Here is a 21,595-nt window from a genome sequence, read left to right on the forward strand (position 1 = left end):
ATGTCTGCCAGCAGGTTCCCGGAGGCGGTCACGTAGGACCCCGACCAGGGGTTGCCCATCGAGTCCACCGGACGCGCCCCGGCCCCGGCCACGATCGCGTGCTGCAGGTCCGTGCCGCCGATCACCGCCGCGACCGCCGGATCGGACTGGATCGCGTCCTCGGTGATGCCCACCGGGGCCTTCTCCAGCAGCTGGGCGACCATCGTGGCGAGCATCTCGATGTGGCCGAACTCCTCGGCGGCGGTGCCGAAGAGCAGGTCCCGGTACTTGCCCGGGATGTGGGCGTTCCAGGCCTGGAAGCTGTACTGCATCGCCACGGTGATCTCCCCGTACTGCCCGCCGATCACCTCCTGCAGCTTGCGCGCGTACACCGCGTCCGGGGCCTCGGGGGTGGCGTTGTACTGGAGCTTCTGCTGATGCAAGAACATCTCGACCTCCGTCATCGACTGCACTGCCCGGCCGTGGCGCGGAATCCCGCGCCCTCCGTCACCGGCTCTGCTCTCCACGGTAGTAACCGGAGGAAAGAAATGGAAGTGTGCTGATTAAACGACGTGGGACCGGGCGTCCTCGTCCGCCCCGCCCCGAGGCCTCCAGGCGGTGCACAGCGGGGACGCGGTCTCCCCGTGGGCGGGCAGCTCGTCGGGGACGAGCAGTTCCACCGGGCTGGACCCGTCCAGGGACTCGTCGTGGTCCATCGCCCAGCGCAACAGGTCCACCGCGATCGCCTCGACATGGCGGGTGGCGGTGAGATCGACGCTGGCGCTCACCGGGGGGATCAGCGTCCGGGCCCGGCGAACCAGCGGATACAAAACGTGCTGGTTGGCCTCGGTCAGGCACCCGGTCACGGCCAGGCGCACACAGGCCTCGTCCAGGTCGACCTGGACGAGCACGGAAAGCTTGTGGTCCACGAGAGCATCCTTCGTCGCATGCGATCTGTCTCATGTCCGCCTTCTTGACCACTCCCCACGGTACTCGCGTCGCTCCATCCCCACCAGGGACGGGCAGGGTGTGCTCAGCTCGAGGGCGCGCCTCGGGCTGTGAGAGGTCGCCGAGCAGCCGATCACCACCGGGGCCGGGCACCACGGGAGGCCGGGCGCCGGAGATCGCATCCACGAGCAGCGTGCGGCTCTCACCTCCGGGAGCATCGGCAGCAGCGTGAACCCGAGTCGCGTCAGTTCGCTCGTCAGGCGTCGAAGTGGGTGGTGGCCGGTCCGCGGCTGACAGTGGCGACCAGGTCCGCGGCGACCTCGCGCAGCTTGACGTTGCGGTGGCTGGAGGCCGCCCGCAGGATCTCGAAGGCTCTCTCCTGGGTGCAGCGGTTCTGGGCCATGACGATGCCCACGGCCAGGTCGATGGTGGTCCGGGATTCCATCGCGGTCCGCAGGTCGGCCTCGGTCTCACGGTGGCGGGCCAGGCGTACGGCCAGGCGCAGGATGGTGGAGGCCTCGGCCACCCGGCGCTCGACGACCTGAAGGATCGCCTGATCGAAGGCGCCGGGGACATCGGCGTAGACGTTCAGACCCGCTGTGGCCTCCCCGCCGAGGTCGAGGGGCACCCCCAGGGCTGAGCGGATCCCGTTGGCGGCGGCGGCCTGTCCGTAGGCCGGCCACCGCGGATCGGTGCGGGTGTCCCGGAGGTAGACCACCCGGTGCTCCCGGGCGGCGGTCAGGCAGGGGCCGTCACCGTAGTGGTACTGGATCTCGTCCAAGGCCTCGGCCCGGGGGCTGGAGGAGGCCACGGTGACGGAACGCTTGGGGCGCAGCAGGGTCACCGCGCACCACACCTCTTCGTCGTCGGTGGACAGCGCCTGGGCGAGGGTGGTGCTGAAGGCGTCGAGGAACCCGCTGATGTCCTCGGACTCCAGCAGCAGCTCCTGGAGGCCCGCCTGGGGGCTGCCGCCGGTTCCGTGCTCGGTCATGATCGTCTCCTTCGTCGCGGTTCGGTGAGCCCCGGCACTGCCACAGGAGGGCATCCCGGCGAGGGGCGGTGTGGGTGTCGGTCCACGGGTGGCCCGGTGCCGTCGTCGTCCAGCAGGGCCCCGGTCGCGCCCGGGATCACCTGCTGAGCCACCCGGACCGGCCCGCCGCGGTGGTGACATCCGTCTTGGACAGCAGCGTTCCGTGCGGCTGGGCGAAGACGGAACTCGGCTCACCGGGTGGAGGTTCAGGTGACACGGCGTGCGCCGTGCAGCGGGGATGACCGGGCTGGCGCGATGGCCGCTGCCGAGTCCGTCAGCGAAGAAGGCGCCTCGTCCCGCCGGCCCCTTCTTGCCGACCAGCTTACTGCCTGCTGCGCGGGGCCGGTGGCCCGCTGCCGGTCTGCCGAGTCGTCCGGCGACGGTCACCACGCCACCTCGCCGCGTGCCGCGCCCCGACCGGCGGTGCAGGGAGTCTCCTGCGCACCGGCGGTCTCCTCCAGCAGGGGAGTGGTTCGTTAAGGCATGTTGCTCGGTGCCGGAGCGTCAGAAGGTCCTGACCCATAGGGTGGCTCCCGGTTGCACCGATGTTCGATCTGTGGGGAGTTGACGGCAATGGCGCCGAAGACGGTTTTTCTGGCTTTCGCCGAGCAGGACGAGTTGTTCCGGGACCTGTTCACCACCCAGTGGGCCCGGGCGGGGGACCAGGCCCGGGTTCTGGATGCACTCGGTGACGGGACGCGCCCGGGTGAGTGGAAGAGGCACGTGCGGGAGCGGATCCGCGACTGCGACGGGGTGATCGCGTTGATCGGCGGCTCCACACCGGCCTCGGCCGCGGCACTGTGGCAGATCCGGTGCGCGGTGGACGAGGGCAAGCCGCTGCTGGGCCTGTGGGTGGAGACCGAGCACCGGTCGAAGCCGGCCGAGATGGGCCCGGCGCGCTGCGAGTCCTGGACGTGGGAGAACATCGGGGACTTCCTCGACCGCCTCTGATCCACCGGTCGAGCGCCCCGCGGCCGGCCAGGACCTGGGCGGGCGGCGGGCGCCTGGTACACCGTTCTGGGGAGGGCCCTGTCGGTGCCGGACGAGCGTGGGAGAGTGGGGGCATGCGTGCAGTGGTCGTCGAGGCAGTCCGAGGTCAGCCCCGGGTCCGTGACGTTGCCGAGCCCACGGCACCGCCGCACGGGGTGGTCGTCCAGGTGATGGCCACGGGGATGTGCCGCAGCGACTGGCATGCCTGGGCAGGGCACGACGAGATCGTGCTGCCCCACGTCCCCGGGCACGAGCTGGCCGGAGTGGTCGCCGCGGTGGGCGCGGGCGTGCGGCGGTGGAGGACCGGCGACCGGGTGACCGTCCCGTTCGTGTGCGGCTGCGGGCGGTGCGACTGGTGCCGGTCCGGCAACGCGCAGGTCTGTCCCGATCAGGAACAGCCGGGTTTCACCCACTGGGGGTCCTTCGCCGAGTACGTCGCCCTGCACGGGGCCGACACGAATCTCGTGGCCGTTCCCGAGCGCGTCGACTTCGCCACGGCGGCCGGGCTGGGGTGCCGGTTCGCCACGGCCTACCGCGCCCTGGCCGGTCGGGCGCGCGTCGCCGAAGGGGAGTGGGTGACCGTGGTCGGGGCCGGCGGGGTGGGGCTCAGCGCGGTGATGATCGCCCGCGCGCTGGGCGGCCGGGTGATCGCGGTCGACCGCAACCCCGAGGCACTCGCCATCGCCAGCGAGCTGGGTGCGGAGCACATCCTGCGCGCGGACGGGACCGGCATCCCCGCGGCTGTCGCCGACCTCACCGGCGGGGGCAGCCATGTCGCCGTCGACGCCGTGGGCAGCGAGCAGACCTGCGCTGACGCGATCCTCAGCCTTCGCCGGCGCGGGCGGCACGTCCAGATCGGCCTGCTGCCGCCGGTCGAGGGCCACCCGCGGGTGCCGATGGCGCGGGTCATCGGCTGGGAGCTCGACCTCCTCGGCAGCCACGGCATGGCAGCGGCCGACTATCCGGCCATGATGTCGCTCATCGAGCAGGGGGCTCTGCACCCCCAGAAGCTCATCGAACGCACCATCGGACTCGAGGCAGCAGCAGTGCTGCTGCCCGTGTTCGACACCGCGGCGGTCGCCGGCATGACGATGATCGACCCCGCGCTGTAGACCCGCTCCAAGGCGGCGTGCGGGCGTCCCGCCCTGGGCCGAGGGGGCGCTGCGCACTCGGCGCCGATCGAGCACCCCGGCGCTGATCCCGGGGGCGGGGGGCGCGCGGATCGACCGCGGCGTCGGGAACCACGTGCCTCCGCCCGGCCCCCCGCCCCCCGCGTCCTGACAGCCGATTTTCGTGGATCGCGAAGAATCAACAATGTTCACCCGGAAAAGAGGGGTGCACCCCTCTCCGTCTCGGGCGGAGTGATCTGCACCACTCGGGGGATGCGAACTTCCCGGGTGCATCGCGTGAAGGGCGACCGCCGTTCACCCCGGTGTCCGCCGCTCCGCTCCCGGTCGGCTCCACCGCCGCCGTCCAGCTCCGCAACCACCCACCAGGTGCCCCCGAGAACGCTTCGGGCCCGACCTTCTCTCCGACCGGCCTGACGGCGCCGCGTGCGCCCGTCACCCGGCACGGAGCGAGGACCTCACGATCGAACAGGAGACGACCGCATGAACCGACAGGCCGTTCAACTGAACGCGCACGAGGTGACTCCCGTAGGACTGTGGAGTCTTCGTGCCAAAGCGCCCACCGTGGCGACCGTGGTGTCGCTGAACTTCCCCGGCCTCACGCCGCACACCCGGGACCTGATGCGCCGCTTCACCCGCACCGCCCTGCAGGGCCTGGTCAACACCGGAGCCCGGCCGATCCTGGTCGACTCCAGTGCCCGGCAGCTGCCCGACCCCGCGGTCACCGCGACCGCGGACGCGGTGCTGGTGCTCGGCGGAGGGGACGTCGACCCTGACCTCTACGGCGTGGGAGGGTCCGTGCCCAACGCGTACGGGGTGGACCGGCGCGCTGATCTCTACACCATGGACCTCCTCGGTCGGAGCCTCGACCGCGACGTCCCGCTGCTGGCCGTCGGCCGGGGATCCCACCTGCTCAACGTCGCGTGCGGGGGCACTCTCGTCCCGGATCTCGGCACCGGCCACGGGCACCGCGGTGAGCCGGGGGACCCGATGTGCCCGGAGCAGGAGGTCGTCCTGGAGCCGGGGAGCAGGCTGGCCACCGTCTTCGGTGCTCACCGGCTCACCGTCCGGTCCGACCACCATCAGGCGGTGGGTGTCGTGGCCCCCGAGCTGCGCGTCGCCGCCGTGGCCGATGACGGTGTCGTCGAGGCGACGGAGCACCGGGATCGCGCCTGGGCCATCGGTGTGCAGTGGCACCCGGAGGACTCCCACGGTCCGGCCGCGGATCGCGGGAAGCTGTTCTCCGCCTTCGTGGCGCAGGCCGGGGCCGCCCGGCGCCGCGCCCCGAGGTCGCGTGTGCTGGCCGCATGAGCAGGTCGGCTTCCTGTCCGCGCAGCGGAGAGCCACGCCGCGGCGCGGACAGGAAGGGCAGCACCCGGACCAGGAGCGGACCGATCTGCCCGAGGAGGCGTGCCCGATCGGGGAGAGTCACCGAGAAGCGGACGGTGTGACGTTCTCCGCCAGGCCGGCCAGCCATGCGGCGCACAGCGCCGGCCAGGACGCGGGCGCACCGGTGCCGCCGGCCAGGCCGAGACCGTGCGGTCCACGGGGAAAGACATGGAGGGCGTGGGGGACCCCCTGGCGCGCCAGCGCCTGGGCCAGCAGGTAGGAGTGCTGCACCGGCACGGACGCGTCATCGGCGGTGTGCCACACGAAGAAGGGCGGAGCGGCCCGGGTCACCAACCGGTCGAGGGACGTGACCGCCCGCAGCTCGGCCGAGGGATCCGGGCCCAGGAGCTCCTCCTGCGACCCCTGGTGCGTGTCGAGCTGCATGGACACCACCGGGTAGCCGAGGACCACGGCGTCGACCCGCTCGGGCCCCGAGGACGATGCGGTGAGCGCGGCGTGCCCGGCCAGGTGCCCGCCGGCGGAGAACCCCAGCAGGACGACCCGCTCGGCCCCGGCCGCCCTGACCCGGCGCACCTCGGCGCGCACCGCGTCCACGGGGGCGGGGTGCCTGGCGTGCACGGGATAGCGGAGGACCCCGGCGCAGAGCCCGAGCGCACGGAGCCACTCGGCCACCGGCTCGCCCTCGTGGTCCGCGTGCCGGGCGTACCCGCCCCCGGGGAGGACGACGACGTGCGGAGCGGGCGGCGCCGCGGGCGGTGTCGCGCTCGCCGGTCCGGCGGCCGGGGGAACTGGGTCCATGCGTGGTGCCTCCTGGTCGTGCTTCCTGGTCGGTGCTTCCTGGTCGGTGGTGGCCGGGCCCGTGGCGGAGCGGAACGGGTCACCGGGCGAGCACCGTCTGCTCCGCGGAACAGCAGGACATCGGTGCCCGTTCGTCCCGCGCGGGCGCATCCGGGCGTCCGAGGACCTACTCTGTCATCATGCTGATCACCACCGCGGCTCCGCCCGCCCCTGTTCAGACCGCGCCGGAGGTCCTCCGATGAGCGGCGGTCTGATGGCCCTGCTGGACGACGTCGCCGCCATCGCCCGCGTCACCGCCGCCTCCGTGGACGACATCGGCGCGGCCGCGGGACGGGCGAGCATGAAGGCCGCCGGCGTCGTCGTCGACGACACGGCTGTGACCCCGCAGTACGTCCAGGACGTCTCCCCGGCCCGCGAGCTGCCCATCATCTGGCGGATCACCAAGGGCTCGCTGCGCAACAAGCTGATCTTCATCCTCCCGGTCATCCTGCTGCTGAGCCAGTTCGCACCGTGGCTGCTCACCCCGATCCTCATGCTCGGCGGCAGCTACCTGTGCTTCGAGGGCGCCGAGAAGATCTGGTCGAAGGTCTCGGGCCACGGTGCCAAGGCCAGGACCCCGGTGGTCGAGAAGGGCAAGAGCGCCGAGGACACGATGGTCGGGGGCGCGGTGCGCACCGACCTGATCCTCTCGGCCGAGATCATGGTCATCTCCCTCAACGAGGTGGCCGGTGAGCCGCTGCTCTCGCGGGCGGCCATCCTGGTGGTCGTGGCCATCGGCATCACCGTCCTGGTCTACGGGGTGGTGGCCCTGATCATCCGCATGGACGACTTCGGTCTGCACCTGGCCGCGCGGTCCTCCCCGACCACGCAGAAGATCGGCCACGGCCTGGTCAAGGGCATGCCCGGGCTGCTCACGGTCATCTCGATCGTGGGCACCGCCGCCATGATCTGGGTGGGCGGGCACATCATCCTCGTCGGCCTCGACGACCTGGGCTGGCACGCACCGTACGGGGCCGTGCACCACGTCGAGGTCCTCGTGCACGACGCCGTCCCCGGCGGACTCGGCGCGGCGCTCGCCTGGCTCACGAACACCTTCTTCTCCGCGGTCGCGGGCCTGCTCTGGGGCGCCGTCCTGGTGCTGGTGTGGGAGCTGCTGCCCTTCGGCAAGGGCGAGCACGAGGCCGGGCACGCCGCCCACGGCGCCCACGAGGCGCAGGGCGAGCACCACGGGAAGCACTCCACGGCGGCGTCCTCCTCGGCAACGTCCTCGGGAGAGGACGGCAGCGGCCCGTCCGACCCCACCCCGCCGGCCGACGGGGGCTCCACCGCGGCCCGGTGACCGCGGCCCGGCCGGGTCGGTCCGTCCGTCAGAGGGCCCGTCGGACCTCCGCTCAGAGGTCGTCGGGGTCCCCGGCGCGGGCGCTGAGGTACTCGTCCAGGACGGCGGAGCCCAGATCCCCCGGGTCCGGCGCCACCACGCGCCCGTCGATCCGCTCGGCCATCCGCCGCAGGAACCGCTCCAGCCCCGGGTCGTCGCCGAGCCGGAAGAACGTCGCCTGGGCCCCCATGCGTCCCAGCCGGTCGAGCTCCTCGACCGTGGCGCGCAGGGTCTCCGGCTCCGTGGGCCAGGAGAACCAGCTCTCGCCGTCGGGCAGCAGGTGCGCCGTGGGCTCCCCGTCGGTGACCACGAGCAGGACCGGCTGCATCGAGGGGTGCTTGCGGAAGAACCGCGTGGCGAGCAGCAGCGCGTGGTGCAGGTTGGTGCCCTGCTCCCGCACCGGCGGCAGCCCCGTGAGCTCGTCGACCGGCAGGGCCCGGGCGTAGCGGCCGAACGCGACGATCTGCAGCTGGTCCCCCCGGAACCGGGTGGTGACGAGGTGGTGGAGCGCGAGAGCCGTGCGCTTCATGGGCACCCAGCGGCCCTCGGCGGCCATCGAGAACGAGGTGTCCACGAGGAGGACGACGGCGGCCTGCGTGCGCGCCTCGGTCTCGGCCACCTCGATGTCGCGGACGTCGAGGCGCAGCCCCCGCCGCGCGTCGCCGCCCTCGGCGGCCGTGCGCCGGATCGCGTTGGTCACGGTGCGGGTCACGTCCCACGGCTCGGCGTCCCCGAACTGCCACTCCCGGGTGGCGCCGGAGGGCTCGCCGGCCGCCCCGGCGAGGCGGGTGTCGCGCTGACCGGTCCGGGAGGACAGGTTCTGCGCGGCGTCCCGCATCAGCGCCTTCCCGATCCGGCGCACGGCGCGGGGCGAGAGCCGCAGGTCCCCGTCGGCGCCGCGCTGCAGGTAGCCGCTGTCCCGCATCGCCCGCTCCAGCTCCGTGAGGGTCCGGGCCGACACCGCGGCGTCGTCGCCCAGCTGGCGGGCGAGCGCGTCGAGGTCCATGTCGTCGAGGGTGGCGCCCCGGTGGTGCTGCGCCAGCTGCTCGGCGAGCACGTCGAGCTCGGCGATGTCCTGGAGCACGCCCGTGCCGTCGCCGAGCCCCAGACCGTCCTGGCCCTCGAAGTCCTCCGACCCGCCCCAGTTCTCACCGGGGCGCAGAGCCTGCAGATTGGCGTCGACCCGGCCGAGCTGGTCCATGAGCTCGGGCGAGCCGAAGGCCTGGGCGGAGAGCTGCATCAGCTCCTGGCGCTGCTCCGGCGACATGGAGTTCAGCATCCGCTGGGCCGCCGCGGCGCGCTGGGCCATGGCGTCGATCAGCTCCTCGACCGACTGCGGGTTCTCGGGGAAGTAGTCCCCGTGCTTCGCCATGAAGTCCTGGAAGTCCTCGTCGGTGTCCTCGCCCCGCCCGTGCTTCTCGAGCAGCTCGTTGAGGTCCCGGAGCATTCCCGCCACGGCCTCCCGGTCGGCGTCCGTGGCGTTCTCCAGAGCCTGCTTCATCCCGGCGAAGCGCTGGTCGAGCAGCTCGCGCCCGAGGAGGTCCTTGATCTGCTCGTACGCCTCTCGCGCGGACGGGGACTGCCAGTCGTAGGACGCGAGCTCGCTGACGGCGGCGGCCGTGGAGCTCGGCAGCCCGTCGAGCTGCATCTCCCGGAAGGAGCGGTCCATCGGGTCCATCCGGGCGTCCCGCAGGAACTGCTCGCGCTCCAGGCGCAGCGCCTTCTCAAGCAGCTTCTTCGCCTCCTCGAGCGTGCCGCCCAGGCTGTGGCGCTTCAGGAGCTCGCGCCGCCGCTGCTGCACGCGCCGGGACAGGTCGTCCAGACCGTCGCGGCCGTGGCCGCCCCGCCTGAGGAACTCGCGCAGCGCGTCCTCCGGCGAGTACCCGGCCATGACGTCCTCGGAGACGGCCTCGAGCGCGTCCGACAGGTCGACCGGCGGGGCCAGCGGATCGGGTCCTCCGGTGTACCGGCCGTATCTCGAGGACCGGTGGTGTGCGGGCATGACGCCCCCTCTGTGTCTTCTCTTGTGTCTTCTCTGCGATCCGGTGCGGGTCCTGGTGCCGTCCGTGCGGTCAGCCGTAGACGGTGCCGGCCTCGTCGGCGTCCTTGGAGATCTTCTGGGCCAGGTAGAGCCCCTCGAGCGCCAGCTCGATCGCGCTGGCGCGCTGCCCCGGCGTGACCGCGCCGAGGCGTGCGGCGATCTCGTCGTAGGCGGTCGCGGCCCCGTCGTCGCTCGTCAGCTCCGGGAGCCCGGCGAGGAAGTCCTGGGCGGAGACATCGTCGCCGGTGGACACGGTCGTGCGGCCGTCGAAGGCCTCCACGACCGGCCCGAGGTCGAGACCGCGGAAGCGGCCGCGCACGGTCTCGGCGGTGGCCCGGCGGAGCAGGTGGTCGAGGATCGCGCGCTCGCGGCCCTCCTCCCCGGACTCGAACTCGATCTTGCCGGCCAGGACGTCGGTGGCCGTCTCCATGTCCACCATCCGCGCGACGGCCTCCTCCTCGCCGCGGATCGTGGCGCGCCGCAGCGCCGCCGCCGCGACCGTCTCCGCGCCCGCGATCGCGAAGCGCGCCGACACCCCCGAGCGCTGATCCACCGCGGAGGACTCCCGCAGCAGGCGGGTGAACCGGGCCAGGGTCTCGAGGATCGTGTCGGGGACCTCGGCGATCAGCTCGGCCTCCTGGCGGATCACGGCGATCTCGTCCTCCAGCTCGAGCGGGTAGTGGGTGCGGATCTCGGCGCCGAACCGGTCCTTGAGCGGCGTGATGATCCGGCCGCGGTTCGTGTAGTCCTCGGGGTTGGCCGTGGCCACCACCAGCACGTCCAGCGGCAGCCGCAGGACGTACCCGCGGATCTGGATGTCCCGCTCCTCCATGACGTTGAGCATGGCCACCTGGATGCGCTCGGCGAGGTCGGGCAGCTCGTTGATCGCCACGATCCCGCGGTGCGAGCGGGGCACGAGCCCGTAGTGGATGGTCTCGGGGTCGCCGAGCCGCCGGCCCTCGGCGACGCGCATCGGGTCCACGTCCCCGATGAGGTCCGCCACGGACGTGTCCGGGGTGGCGAGCTTCTCGACGTAGCGCTCCGACCGGTGCCGCCAGACCACGGGCAGCTCGTCGCCCTCGAGCAGGATCCGGCGCCGCGACGCCTCGGTCAGCGGCTCCAGGGGGTGCTCGTTGAGCTCCGATCCCTCGATGACGGGAGACCACTCGTCGAGCAGGCCGGCGAGGGTGCGCAGCAGGCGGGTCTTGCCCTGGCCGCGCTCGCCGAGCAGCACCACGTCGTGGCCGGCGAGCAGGGCCCGCTCGAGCTGGGGCAGGACCGTGCGCCCGAGCCCGTGCAGGCCCGGCCAGGGGTCACCGCCCTCGGCCAGCGTGCGCAGGAGGTTCTCGCGGACCTCCTCGCGCAGCGTCCGGTGGGCGACGCCGGCGGCGCGGAGCTCGCCGAGCGTGCGGATGTCAGGGTGATCGCTCCGGTCAGTCACAGCGCCAACCTAACCCCGGCGTCAAGAGGGGGCCGGTGCACAGGGTCCCGGCGTCGCCGCAGGCCGTACCCGACGGCGTCCGACGGCGTCCGACGACGACGACCGACGGCGGCCCCTGTGGCCGCGGGGGCCCCGCCAGTACGCTGGTGCATCATGGTCACTCGCAAGGCACCACGGAGCACCCTCGTCCTGCTCGTGCGGCACGGGGAGACCCCCACCACGGGCAAGGTCCTGCCGGGGCGGGCCCCCGGCCTGCACCTGTCCGAGCGCGGCCGGGCCCAGGCGGACGGGGTGGCGGAGCGGCTCGCGGGGGTGCGGGTCGACGCGGTGTACACCTCCCCGCTCGAGCGCACCCGCGAGACCGCGGCGCCGACCGCGGCCCGGACGGGCCGGGAGGCTGTCGTGGAGCCGGGGCTGCTCGAGTGCGACTTCGGGGAGTGGACGGGCGAGGAGCTCTCCCGCCTCTCCCGGCTCAAGGCCTGGTCGACCGTCCAGCGGGCGCCCTCCACCTTCCGGTTCCCCGGCGGCGAGAGCTTCCCGGAGATGCAGGCGCGGACGGTCGGGGCCGTGGACCGGGTGCGCGCGGCCCACGAGGGCGGGGTGGTGGTCTGCTTCTCGCACGCCGACCCCATCAAGGCGGCGCTCGCCCACGCCCTGGGCACGCATCTGGACCTCTTCCAGCGCATCGTGGTCAGCCCGTGCTCGGTCTCGGCGATCTCGTACGCGCCGGGGCAGGCGCCGGTCGTGCTCACGGTGAACTCCACCGGCGAGCCGCTGGCCGGCCTGAGGGCGTCGTGAGCGGACGCTGATGGGCGAGCTCGTGCTCCTGACGGAGGGCCGGTTGGAGCTCCTCGGACTGATCCGGGAGAGCAGCAACTCGGCGCTGCTCGTCGAGGTCACGCTCGAGGAGGAGTCGGTCTGGGGGATCTACAAGCCCCTGGAGGGCGAGCGGCCGCTGATCGACTTCCGGCCCGGCCTGCACCGGCGGGAGCGCGCCGCGTACGTGCTGAGCGAGTTCCTGGGCTGGGGCATCGTCCCGCCCACCGTCCTGCGGCAGGACGGCCCGTTCGGCACGGGCTCCCTGCAGCGGTTCGTCGAGCACGACCCGCGGCAGCACTACTTCACACTCTACGACGCCGCCCCCGACACCCACGACGCCCTGCGCCGGATCGCGCTGTTCGACCTCGTGGCCAACAACGCCGACCGCAAGGGCGGCCACGTGCTGCGGGGCGCCGACGGCCGGATCTGGGGGATCGACCACGGACTGTGCTTCGCGGCGGCGTTCAAGCTGCGGACCGTCGTCTGGGACTTCTCCGGCGAACCCGTCCCCGAGGACCTGCTCCAGGACATCGCCCCGCTGGCCGACGACGTCCCCGCCGAGCTCGCCGAGCTCCTCGACGCCACGGAGGTGGCCGCGCTGCGGCGGCGGGTGCGCCGGCTGCTCGACGAGGCGGTCCTGCCGGTCGACGCCACCGGTCGCCGGATCCCCTGGCCGCTCCTCTGACCGCGAGAGCGCCGTCCTGAGCAGCTCGTGCGCGGGGTCTCCGGCCGGCCCGCGACCGCGTTCCCCGCCGTGCCGGAACCGCCCACCGGCGGTCGCGGAACGGTCTACCGGCGCAGGGTGGTGGCAGGGTTCTCGCCGTAGGCCTGCCGGTGGCGGCGCGCGAAGTCGCCGGGGTGGGTCATGCCCCAGCGCAGGGCGATGCCGCGCACGGTGTCGCCGCGTGCCGGGTCGCCCCGGACGAGGTCGTCGTGGGCGGCCACCAGCCGCAGCTCGCGCAGGTAGGCGCCGGGCGTGGTCCCGGCGTGGGAGCGGAAGGCCCGGGTGAGCTCCACGGTGCTCACCTCCGCGTGCCGGGCGACGTCCTCGACGGTGATCGGTGAGGACGCGGCGGCGTGCAGGAACTCGACGGCGCGCCGGTAGGCCGAGTGCTGCCCGGCGGCCGACGCGCGCCGGGACCCGGGTTCCTCCGCGAGGGCGAACGCCTCCAGGGTCGCCACCGACATCCGCCGCCGCAGATCGGCGCGCAGCAGGGGGACGGAGGCGACCGCGGGGTCGGCCAGGACCTGCTGGACGAACGCGAAGGTGCTCCTCCAGTGCCTCTCCCGCGCGGGGGAGCGCGGGCGCGGGTCGTGGAAGGCGACCTCGAGGGTCTCGTCCCCGTAGACCGTCCGGGCGGTCTCCCGCAGCGTGGACCGGCCGATGTTGACCGAGTCGACCAGCAGCTGGTCCACCTCGCCGTAGTACTCCTGGTCCGGCTGGAGCAGGAACACCCCGAGCCCGCTGCCTGACCGGCCGTCGATGCTCCAGTCGACGCCCCCCGCGCGAGGCAGGACGACCGAGAAGACGTCGTCGAGCACCATCCGGCCGGCGATGCTGCCGCGAAAGGTGAGCCGCCCCAGATTGAGGTCGGTGTCGCCCCGCACCTCGTGGCCGTACAGGAACGACGTCTCGTCGGCGACCGTGCCCATGCGCGCACTGGTGTAGATCTGCCGCAGCGCCTCGAGGGCGACCTCCGGGTCGGTGGTCGTCACGTTCAGGTGGATCGGCGCCTCCGTCTCCTGGTGCATCCCGTCTCAGCTCCGCAGGGTGGTGGCCGGGGCCTGCCCGTGCCGGTCCCGGTAGGCGGCGGCGAAGCGTCCGCGGTGGGTGAAGCCCCAGTGCAGGGCGACCGCCTCCACGGTGGAGCCGGCGGTGGGGTCGGCGGCCAGCAGCTCCCGGTGGACGGCGTCCAGCCGGACGGCGCGCAGATAGGCCATCGGGGTGGTGTCCAGTTCCCGGCGGAACGCGGCCTGGAGCCCGCGCACGCTCATCCTGGCGGCCGCGGCGATGTCGGCCGGGCCGATGTCGGCGGCCACGTGCTCCTCGATGAAGGCGACCGCCCGCCGCACTCCGGCGGGAGCCGGGCGGGACTGCCCGGCAACCGTCTCGTTGCGGTCCAGGAAGGAGCCGGGAAAGGTGTGCAGCAGGACGGTGGCGAGGGAGCGGGAGGCCTCCGCCCGGATCAGGGGACTGCGCATCGCCCTGTCGTCGGGCACGAGGTCGCGGGCCAGGTGGGAGACAGTTCCCTGCCAGTACTGCGCCATGGCCGACGACACCGGGCGGGTTCCGGTGAACTCCAGCCGGAAGCTCTCGTTCCCCAGCAGCCGCCGGGCGTGCTCCTCCACCGCCACGGGGTCCAGGTTCACGGTGGTCGCCTCGAGGTCCTCCCACCAGGTGGTGAAGGTGCGCTGGGGGAACAGGAAGGGTCCAGTGCGGGGGAAGCGGTCGCCGGCGCTGGTGGCGATCAGCACGCCCGCTGTCACGCAGCACACCCGCAGCACGTCGTCGCCGTCCGTCCTGCCGGTGCACGAGGAGCCCTTCAACCGCACACGCTCGTAGGCCATGGCGCCGATCGCGGTGGAGGCCAGGGCCATGTCGAAATCGCCGTCCGGGGACCGGCGCACCCCCCGGACGGCGAAGACCTCGTCGAGCACCGCGACGCCCTCGGCCGGGTCACGGGTGGCGAAGAAGGACCGCTGCACCTGGGAGTCCATGGTCCGCAGGCTACGCCGCACCGCGGGAGGAGTCGACGGCAGGTCCGGCTCGTCCCGGATCGTGACGTCGGCGTGCCCGGATCAGCCGGCCGGTCGGGTACGCTCCGCCTCCGGACCCGGACCGTCCGGCCGGCCCCGGTGACTCCCGGGTCCGGAGGCCGTCGCCGAGGCGGCGCGCAGATCGGCGACGAACGCGGCGGCGGCCTCGGACTCGTGGAAGGAGGATCCGTGCAGCACGTGGACCCGGCGCGTCGGCACCGGGCGGCGCAGGCTCCGGATGACGACGTCCGGGTGCGGGCGGACGAGGCCGAGGCGGGGCATCACGCCGATGCCCAGTCCGGCGGCGACCAGTCCCATGGCGGTGTCGACGTCGTTGCACTCCACCCGGTACTGCGGGGTGAAGCCCGCCGCCGAGCACGCCTCCAGGACCCGCCGGCTGCACGTCCCCAAGGGCCACTCGTGGGTGACCCAGGAAATCTCGGCCAGATCGCTGAGGGCGATCTCCGCCTCCGTGCCGAGCGGGTGGCCCACGGGGAGCACCACGTCGAACGGGTCGTCGAGCAGGTGCGTCCACGTCACGCCGTCGGCCCGCACGGGCAGCTCCGTCACCGCGAGGGCCAGGTCCACCTCGCCGAGGCTCACCCGCCCGGTGGGATCGCCGTCGGGCTGCAGCTGCAGCTCCACCTGGACGTCGGGGTGGGTCCGCGTGAGGGCGGCCACGGCGGGAACGATGAGTGACCGTCCTGCCGTGCTGAAGTACTCCACCCGCAGCCTGGTGCGGCGCCGGCGCCGGTAGTCCTCCAGGGCCTGCTCGGTCCGGCTCAGCTCCTCGAACACCGCGCAGGCGCGCTGGTCCAGCAGCCGGGCGGCCGCCGTGGGGCGGATCCCCCGCCCCACGTGCTCCAGGAGCTGCACGCCGACCTCGCGCTGGAGCAGTGAGATCTGCTGGCTGATCGAGGAGGGGGTGTACCCCAGGGCCTGCGCCGCCCCGCTGACCGAGCCCGTCGCCACGACGGACCGGAGCACCTGCAGCCTGCGCACGTCGAGCACGGGGACCACCCTCCTCATCGCTGGACCGGGCCACGGGAACGGGTCACCGGAACGAGTCGTGGCACCAGTGTGGGGCACCGGCCCCGGTCAGTCACCGGGTCACCCGGCCCCCGGCCGGAGGCACTGCCCGCGCCGTCCCCTCGACGGTGGCGTGCCCAGGGAGTGCGCGGCGCCCGGCGGGGGCGGCGTCGCCGAGCAGGACCATGCTGCGCCGGAGCGTGTGGAGCCACCCCGCCCATCCCAGCCGGTGCAGCGCCACGCGTTCTTGCGGGGGGATCGCCAGGCGTCCGATGACCGTGTAGACGGCCAGCACGGAGACCACGGCGCTTCCCACGAACAGGATCGAGACCATCGGAAGTTCCTCTCGGATCGTTCTCCTGGGTCTGGCGGCGCCGGTGAGCACGTCCCCGAGGGGCCGGGCTGCCGCGCCGTCGAACCTTTGTGCCATCCAGTCTGGAAGCGTCCACCGGGAAGGACCAGCAAAGAGTTCCGCACGACTGTTCAGCTGCGCCGAAGGGTTCGACCGGCGCGGACGTCGCCTCGGCGACGTGGCCCGCCGTCCGCGCTACGCGGCGGGGGAGGCAGTGCTGTGGGTGGCTTCGATCGCCATGCGCACCACGGCGAGCACCCCGCCGGCGCGGAAGGCCTCGCGCTGGCGCCGGGCGCCGGAGCCGTGGTGCAGGATCTCCGCGACCACGGAGCCGATCTGCTCGGCCTCCTCGTGCTCGGTGAGCACCGGGCGGAGCACCTCCAGCAGCTGGGCGACCACGTCCGCGGCGGGGCCCAGCGTTCGGGTCACGGGGCTCACGAGGGGGCCGCGGACCCCGGTGTGGCTGGCCTGCCACATCCACGCCCGCAGCACCGAGGCGCGCACCTCGGGTGCCGCGGCTCCCGCGCGCCAGTCCCGGGCGGCGTGCTCGACCAGGGCGCGGGTGAGGGCCGCCAGCACGGCCGCGTGCCGGGCGTCCAGGCACACGTCCGCGACCCGCACCTCCAGGGTGGGCAGGTGCTCGCACAGGCGGGCGTCGAAGTAGAGCATGCCCCCGTCCAGAGGCACCCCCGAGCTCAGCAGGTCCTGCCGGTGGCGGTCGTAGGCGGCGGCGGAGCCGAAGGTCTCCGGCGGGCCGGCGGTGGGCCACCGGCTCCAGGCCTGGTAGCGGAAGCTGCTGTAGCCCGAGTCGGCGCCGTTCCAGAAGGGGGAGTTGCTGCTCAGGGCCAGCAGCACGGGCAGCCACACCCGGATCCGGTCCAGCACCGCGACGCCCTCCTCGCGCGAGCCCACCGCGACGTGGACGTGGAATCCGCACGTGAGCTGCTCCCGGGCCGTCAGCCCGAAGCGCGCGCTGACCAGCTGGGCGCGGCGCTCGTGGCCGATGTGCGGGGCAACGCGGCCCGGTGCGGTGGGCAGGGCCACGACCCGTCCGCCCACCCGGACGGCGACCGCGTCCGCCAGGGCCCGTCCCGTCCGGATGACCGCCAGCTGCCCGTCCAGAGTGGTCTGCGGGGGACAGTCGACCTCGATCTGCTCCTGCTGCAGCTCGGTGGACAGCCTGTGGCCGGTGTCCGCGGCCGCCCCGCCCAGGCCCACGGCCTGCTCCCCGGCCGGCAGCGGCTCCAGGGTCTGCGCATCGACGAGCAGCAGCTCCTCCTCCACGCCGAACGTCCGCACTCCGCAGCCTCCCCGTCTCGGCACGTGTTCGGGGGGAGCGTAGCACCGCCCCGCGGGCGGCGGGTCCGTGGCGGCGGGTGGGGGCTCGGCGTCCCGGGAGGGTGCCGCGCCCGGTCCCGGACGTCGACCTGCACGGTGGTTCCTGCTGCCGGCGTTCGTGGTCCCGGAGGTGGTCACCCTGCTCGCCCGGGGTGCGCGCGCGGCCCCCGGAGCTCTTGCCGGGAGCCGGGCGCGGGCGTAGCTTGGTGGCCATGTTCCTGTCCTGATGCCCCGACCCGCGTCCGCGGCCGGCACCGTCGATCCGAGCCCGGAGGGCTGCGCGCATCCGGTGCCGCACTCGCCCGGCGGGCCCGACCCCCAGCATCGACAGGACCCCACCGTGACCTCCACCGCCCTCTCGGCGGCGACCGCCGCCCCGCACCGCTCCGCCCCTCTGCGCCTGGACGGCATCGGTGTCAGCCACCCCGGCCGCCGGGTCCTCACCGACGTGTCGCTGACCGTCACCGCCGGTGAGCGCATCGGCCTGATCGGGGAGAACGGCGCCGGCAAGACCACCCTGCTGCACGTGGCCGCCGGCCTCCTCGTGCCGGGCACCGGCACCGTGCACCGGCCCGAGCGCACCGGGCTGCTCCACCAGGAGCTCGACCTCCCCGCCGCCACCACCCTGGAGCAGGTCGTCGAGCAGGCCGTCGCGGAGGTCCGCGCCCTGGAGCACCGGCTGGTGGTGCTCGCCGCCGGGATCGCCGAGGCGCCCGGCGACCCCGCGACGGCGGACGCCTACGACGCCGTGCTCCGGGACGCGGAGCGCCACGGCCTCTGGGCCCTCGACGCCCGGATCGAGACGGTCCTGCACGGGCTCGGCCTGGCCCGGCTGCCCAGGAGTCGGGCGGTCGGGGAGCTGTCCGGCGGGCAGCGGCGCCGGCTCGCGCTGGCGGCGCTGCTGCTGGCCCGGCCCACGGCACTGCTGCTCGACGAGCCGACGAACCACCTCGACGACGACGCCGTCGACTTCCTGGCGGGCGAGCTCGCCGGCTGGCGGGGCCCGGTGCTCCTGGCCAGCCACGACCGCTGGTTCCTGGACGCGGTGGCCACCGGGGTGGTCGACCTCGATCCCGCCCTGGGGCCCGACGAGTCCGCCGGAGGGCCGCCCCGGCAGGGCACGTCGTCCACGGGCGGCTACAGCTCCTACCTCGAGCACCGGGAGCTCGCCCGCCGCCGCTGGGCCGAGCGCTTCGCCGCCCAGGGGCAGGAGCGGGAGCGGCTGCAGGAGATCGCCGAGGTCTCCGGCCGGGAGATCTTCCACACCACGGCCCCGAAGTCCGAGGGGAGGATCACCCGGAAGTTCTACAGCGACCGCGCCGCCAAGACCGTCGGCGGCCGGGTGCGCTCGGCCCGCCACCGGCTGGCCGCCCTCGAGCGGACCGCGTTGGGCGCCCCGCCGGAACCCCTGCGCTTCGCGGGCTTCGACCGGGGCGCGGACACCGCGATCGACGCCGAGCTCCCGCTGGTCCGGCTGACCGGAGCGCAGGTCGAGGGACGCCTGGCGGCGACCGACCTCGAGCTGCGCGCCGGGGACCGGGTGCTGGTGGAGGGCCCGAACGGCGCCGGGAAGTCGACGCTGCTCGCCGTGCTGGCCGGGGAGCTGCGCCCCGACGGCGGGACCGTGCAGCGGCAGGGCTCCGTCGTCGTCGGCCGCCTGGCCCAGGACGACGCCTGGCCGGACCTGTCGTGCACGGCCGAGGCGGCCTTCCGCTCCCGGCTGCGCGACGGCGACCGCGCCCCGACGCTGGAGGAGCTGGGCCTGCTGCGCGCCGGCGACTCCTCCCGTCCCCTCGGGGAGCTCTCCCCCGGGCAGCGCCGGAGGGTCGCGCTCGCGGCCCTGGTCGCGGAGCCCGCCCCGCTGCTGCTGCTGGACGAGCCCACCAACCACCTGTCGCTGGCCCTGGCCGAGGAGCTCGAGCGGGCCCTGGAGGACTTCCCGGGGACGGTGGTGCTGGCCACGCACGACCGGTGGGTCCGGCGGCGCTGGCGGGGCCGGGTCGTCCCGGTGCGGCCCGGGACGGCCTGACCGCCTCCGCGGCCGGCTACGGCGCCGCTCTCGGCAGGGGAGAGGCGGCGTCCTCGCGCACGTACGCCTCGATCTCCCGCCCGGCGTCCCCGAACCAGGGTGCCGACTCCTCGTAGTCGGACCACCCGTCGGTCAGCACGGCGACGACGTAGTCGCGCCCGCCGAGCGCGACGATCCCGGCGTCGTGCGAGACATCCACCAGCAGACCGGTCTTGTGCGCGAAGCCGACGTCCGGGGAGAAGCCGCTGGAGAGGGCGTAGTCGAGGTGCTGCTCCTCGAGGAAGCCCAGGAGCAGTGCGGTGGAGGAGCCGGAGAGCAGCTCGCCCCGGCGCAGGCGCTCCAGGAGGGCGGCGACGTCGGCGGGCGTGGTGGTCATCGCGGCGACGTCCTGCGACCCGGTGGCGGGATCGAACGTGGTGGCCGCGAAGCCCTGCTCGTGCGCGAACGCCTCGACCTCCTCCCACCCGAGCCAGCGGCCCAGGGCCGCACCGGAGGCGTTGTCCGACCAGCTGATCATCACGTCGAGGGCCTGCTCGACCGTGAGGCCCAGCTCCGGCACGACGTCCGAGAGGGCGAGGGCGCCCCGGTCGGCCTCGTCGAGGACCGCATGGGCCAGGAAGAGCTTGTAGAGGCTCGCGCTCGTGAACGGACGGTCGGCGTTGCGGGCCACCACCTCTCTCCCCTCCGGGTCGAGCAGCACGACCCCGAACTCCCCGGGCACGCCGGCGGCGAGATCCTCCAGGTCCGCCGCGAGGTCCGCGGCGGCGGCCTCGATCGTCGGGTCGGCGGTCGTCACCAGCTCGTCCCCGCCGCAGGCGCCGAGGAGGAGGGCGAGGGCGACGCCCAGTGCCGCGGCGGGGCGGGCTCGGGTCCCTCGACGGCTCGTGCGCACGGTGCGCCTTTCGTTCCCGGACGGACGGGGACGAGGGCGGATCGCCCCGGCGGGCGACGCCGGTCCCGCATTCGACCGTACCGGCGCCCTCCTGGATTTCTGCTGAGCATGTTCCGCCAATCCCGTCCCCGTCCCTTGTGTCGGATTGGGAAGCGTGCTTGTCTTTGAGGATTCATGAAGAACCACGGAGGAGGGGTCATGGCTGCAGCTGCGGGCGAGAATTGGTGGCGGAGGATGTTGGCGATCGGGTTCCTGTCCTTCGCCGCCCTGGGACTCGCGGGGTGCGACGACTCCGGGTCCGGCGGCGAGGAGAGCACGGAGCAGGAGGCCCCCGCCGGAGGCGAGGAGACCGCCGGCGACGAGGCCACCGACGCCATCGAGGAGGAGTCCACGACCGGGCCCATCAGTCCCACGGAGGGCGAGGGCCCGGCGGAGCGGGATGACGAGCAGGAAGACGGCTGACCCGGCCGACCCCTGGCCGGCGGCGCCGGAGCTGCCCCGCCCCCACCTGATGGACCAGCGCTGGGAGGACGCCGTCTTCCTGCACTGGCGGATCTCCGTGTCCGCCGCGGCGGCGCGGATGCCTCCGGGGGTCCGGGCCGACGTGGTCGACGACTCCGCCTGGGCGGGCCTCGTCGGGTTCCGCATGCACCGGATCCGGCTCGGCGCCGCGGTGCCCCTGCTCTGGTGGGGGAGCTTTCCCGAGATCAACGTGCGCCTCTACTCGCGCGAGCCGGACGGCACGCGCGGAGTGGTGTTCCTGTCCCTCGACGCCTCTCGGCTCGCGGTGGTCCTCGGCGCCCGCGCCGCCGGCCTCCCCTACGTGTGGTCGCGGTGCCGGGCCGTCGTGCCCGACGGGGCGGACCCGGACTGCGGCTACGACGTCGAACGCCGCCGCGGACGGACGACGTCCTCCTTCGCCGTGCGTCCGGACCGCACCGTCCGCGCCGACGACGAGCTGTCGGTGGAGCTCACCGCACGTTTCGGTCTGCACAGCAGGTTCGCCGACCGGACGGTGCACGTCCCCGTCTCGCACGAGCCGTGGCCGCTGCACCCCGCCACGGTCACGCACCTCGAGGACGGGCTGCTGGCCGCGGCCGGCCTCCACGTCGACGGCCCGCCCGAGTCGGTGCTGTTCTCGCCGGGCGTCCGGACCCGGATCGGGCGGCCCCGGACGGTGCGGAGCCCCTGATCCGCCGGGCCCGCGCGCACCTTCCACCGCAGCCCGGGGGCCCTGCGTCCCCCGAATCACGTCCTCCGGCCCCCACCAGCCCCACAAGAGTGGGCAGGCCCCGGA

21 protein-coding genes are annotated in these 21,595 nt (G+C 73.9%); 9 read left to right on the forward strand and 12 right to left on the reverse strand.

Annotated features, from left to right (window positions below; translation table 11 throughout):
• The 3 genes from ACFYE3_RS14570 to ACFYE3_RS14580 form a co-directional block, all read right to left on the reverse strand.
• On the reverse strand, positions 1 to 428 hold a 428-nt coding region (locus tag ACFYE3_RS14570; protein ID WP_387610290.1), incomplete at its 3' end, for a manganese catalase family protein.
• A gap of 114 nt (positions 429 to 542) precedes the next feature.
• Positions 543 to 908: a hypothetical protein gene (locus ACFYE3_RS14575; RefSeq protein WP_387610292.1), complete on the reverse strand. Its 366-nt coding sequence runs from the start codon at positions 906 to 908 to the stop codon at positions 543 to 545.
• Between the two features lie 275 nt (positions 909 to 1,183).
• Complete coding sequence (locus tag ACFYE3_RS14580; RefSeq protein ID WP_387610294.1) at positions 1,184 to 1,918, reverse strand: GAF and ANTAR domain-containing protein; 735 nt, start codon at positions 1,916 to 1,918, stop codon at positions 1,184 to 1,186.
• Between the two features lie 612 nt (positions 1,919 to 2,530).
• Between ACFYE3_RS14580 and ACFYE3_RS14585 the strand changes: the two genes are divergently transcribed.
• The 3 genes from ACFYE3_RS14585 to ACFYE3_RS14595 all read left to right on the forward strand — a co-directional run bounded on the left by ACFYE3_RS14585 (position 2,531) and on the right by ACFYE3_RS14595 (position 5,385).
• Positions 2,531 to 2,908, forward strand: a complete 378-nt coding sequence (locus tag ACFYE3_RS14585; protein WP_387610295.1) for a TIR domain-containing protein — start codon at positions 2,531 to 2,533, stop codon at positions 2,906 to 2,908.
• Positions 2,909 to 3,021: 113 nt separating this feature from the next.
• Positions 3,022 to 4,059, forward strand: a complete 1,038-nt coding sequence (locus tag ACFYE3_RS14590) for a zinc-binding dehydrogenase (RefSeq protein WP_387610297.1) — start codon at positions 3,022 to 3,024, stop codon at positions 4,057 to 4,059.
• 498 nt (positions 4,060 to 4,557) lie between these two features.
• Entirely contained in the window at positions 4,558 to 5,385 is an 828-nt protein-coding gene (locus ACFYE3_RS14595) for a gamma-glutamyl-gamma-aminobutyrate hydrolase family protein (RefSeq protein ID WP_387610298.1), read from the forward strand.
• Between the two features lie 117 nt (positions 5,386 to 5,502).
• Here the strand turns inward: ACFYE3_RS14595 and ACFYE3_RS14600 are convergent, their stop codons facing one another.
• On the reverse strand, positions 5,503 to 6,222 hold the full coding sequence (locus tag ACFYE3_RS14600; protein ID WP_387610300.1) for an alpha/beta hydrolase: 720 nt from the start codon (positions 6,220 to 6,222) through the stop codon (positions 5,503 to 5,505).
• A 238-nt stretch (positions 6,223 to 6,460) separates the two neighbouring features.
• On the opposite strand from ACFYE3_RS14600, the gene ACFYE3_RS14605 reads away from it, so the two are divergent.
• Positions 6,461 to 7,561, forward strand: a complete 1,101-nt coding sequence (locus ACFYE3_RS14605; RefSeq protein ID WP_387610302.1) for a DUF808 domain-containing protein — start codon at positions 6,461 to 6,463, stop codon at positions 7,559 to 7,561.
• Positions 7,562 to 7,613: 52 nt separating this feature from the next.
• Here ACFYE3_RS14605 and ACFYE3_RS14610 read toward each other — a convergent pair whose 3' ends face one another.
• Together ACFYE3_RS14610 and ACFYE3_RS14615 are read right to left on the reverse strand one after the other, a co-directional pair.
• The gene (locus ACFYE3_RS14610) at positions 7,614 to 9,602 is read right to left on the reverse strand and encodes a vWA domain-containing protein (RefSeq protein WP_387610303.1); all 1,989 of its coding nucleotides are present in this window, start codon (positions 9,600 to 9,602) and stop codon (positions 7,614 to 7,616) included.
• 70 nt (positions 9,603 to 9,672) lie between these two features.
• A complete protein-coding gene (locus ACFYE3_RS14615; protein WP_387610304.1) occupies positions 9,673 to 11,082 on the reverse strand; it encodes a magnesium chelatase in 1,410 nt (469 codons plus the stop codon).
• 153 nt (positions 11,083 to 11,235) lie between these two features.
• On the opposite strand from ACFYE3_RS14615, the gene ACFYE3_RS14620 reads away from it, so the two are divergent.
• Both ACFYE3_RS14620 and ACFYE3_RS14625 read left to right on the forward strand, forming a co-directional pair.
• Complete coding sequence (locus tag ACFYE3_RS14620) at positions 11,236 to 11,880, forward strand: MSMEG_4193 family putative phosphomutase (RefSeq protein WP_368822552.1); 645 nt, start codon at positions 11,236 to 11,238, stop codon at positions 11,878 to 11,880.
• Positions 11,881 to 11,890: 10 nt separating this feature from the next.
• Entirely contained in the window at positions 11,891 to 12,586 is a 696-nt protein-coding gene (locus ACFYE3_RS14625) for an SCO1664 family protein (RefSeq protein WP_387610305.1), read from the forward strand.
• Between the two features lie 104 nt (positions 12,587 to 12,690).
• Here ACFYE3_RS14625 and ACFYE3_RS14630 read toward each other — a convergent pair whose 3' ends face one another.
• The 5 genes from ACFYE3_RS14630 to ACFYE3_RS14650 all read right to left on the reverse strand — a co-directional run bounded on the left by ACFYE3_RS14630 (position 12,691) and on the right by ACFYE3_RS14650 (position 17,338).
• A complete protein-coding gene (locus ACFYE3_RS14630) occupies positions 12,691 to 13,653 on the reverse strand; it encodes a helix-turn-helix transcriptional regulator (RefSeq protein ID WP_387610307.1) in 963 nt (320 codons plus the stop codon).
• 6 nt (positions 13,654 to 13,659) lie between these two features.
• Positions 13,660 to 14,619 (reverse strand): helix-turn-helix domain-containing protein, encoded by a 960-nt coding sequence (locus ACFYE3_RS14635; protein WP_387610308.1) that lies wholly within the window; start codon positions 14,617 to 14,619, stop codon positions 13,660 to 13,662.
• A gap of 81 nt (positions 14,620 to 14,700) precedes the next feature.
• Complete coding sequence (locus ACFYE3_RS14640; protein WP_387610310.1) at positions 14,701 to 15,669, reverse strand: LysR family transcriptional regulator; 969 nt, start codon at positions 15,667 to 15,669, stop codon at positions 14,701 to 14,703.
• Positions 15,670 to 15,760: 91 nt separating this feature from the next.
• Positions 15,761 to 16,021, reverse strand: coding sequence for a hypothetical protein (locus tag ACFYE3_RS14645; protein WP_387610312.1), 261 nt, complete (start codon positions 16,019 to 16,021; stop codon positions 15,761 to 15,763).
• A gap of 213 nt (positions 16,022 to 16,234) precedes the next feature.
• Positions 16,235 to 17,338 (reverse strand): glutamate--cysteine ligase, encoded by a 1,104-nt coding sequence (locus ACFYE3_RS14650; protein ID WP_387610313.1) that lies wholly within the window; start codon positions 17,336 to 17,338, stop codon positions 16,235 to 16,237.
• A gap of 379 nt (positions 17,339 to 17,717) precedes the next feature.
• Between ACFYE3_RS14650 and ACFYE3_RS14655 the strand changes: the two genes are divergently transcribed.
• Complete coding sequence (locus tag ACFYE3_RS14655) at positions 17,718 to 19,406, forward strand: ABC-F family ATP-binding cassette domain-containing protein (RefSeq protein ID WP_387610315.1); 1,689 nt, start codon at positions 17,718 to 17,720, stop codon at positions 19,404 to 19,406.
• Positions 19,407 to 19,422: 16 nt separating this feature from the next.
• Here the strand turns inward: ACFYE3_RS14655 and ACFYE3_RS14660 are convergent, their stop codons facing one another.
• Entirely contained in the window at positions 19,423 to 20,298 is an 876-nt protein-coding gene (locus tag ACFYE3_RS14660) for a serine hydrolase (protein WP_387610316.1), read from the reverse strand.
• A gap of 198 nt (positions 20,299 to 20,496) precedes the next feature.
• Between ACFYE3_RS14660 and ACFYE3_RS14665 the strand changes: the two genes are divergently transcribed.
• Both ACFYE3_RS14665 and ACFYE3_RS14670 read left to right on the forward strand, forming a co-directional pair.
• Entirely contained in the window at positions 20,497 to 20,760 is a 264-nt protein-coding gene (locus ACFYE3_RS14665; protein WP_387610318.1) for a hypothetical protein, read from the forward strand.
• Positions 20,761 to 20,809: 49 nt separating this feature from the next.
• Positions 20,810 to 21,490 carry a YqjF family protein gene (locus ACFYE3_RS14670; RefSeq protein WP_387610569.1) on the forward strand — a complete coding sequence of 227 codons (681 nt, stop codon included), beginning with the start codon at positions 20,810 to 20,812 and terminating at the stop codon, positions 21,488 to 21,490.
• Positions 21,491 to 21,595 lie beyond the last annotated feature (105 nt).

It is taken from the genome of Kocuria arenosa (assembly GCF_042879215.1).
In the GTDB taxonomy this organism is placed as follows: domain Bacteria; phylum Actinomycetota; class Actinomycetes; order Actinomycetales; family Micrococcaceae; genus Kocuria; species Kocuria arenosa.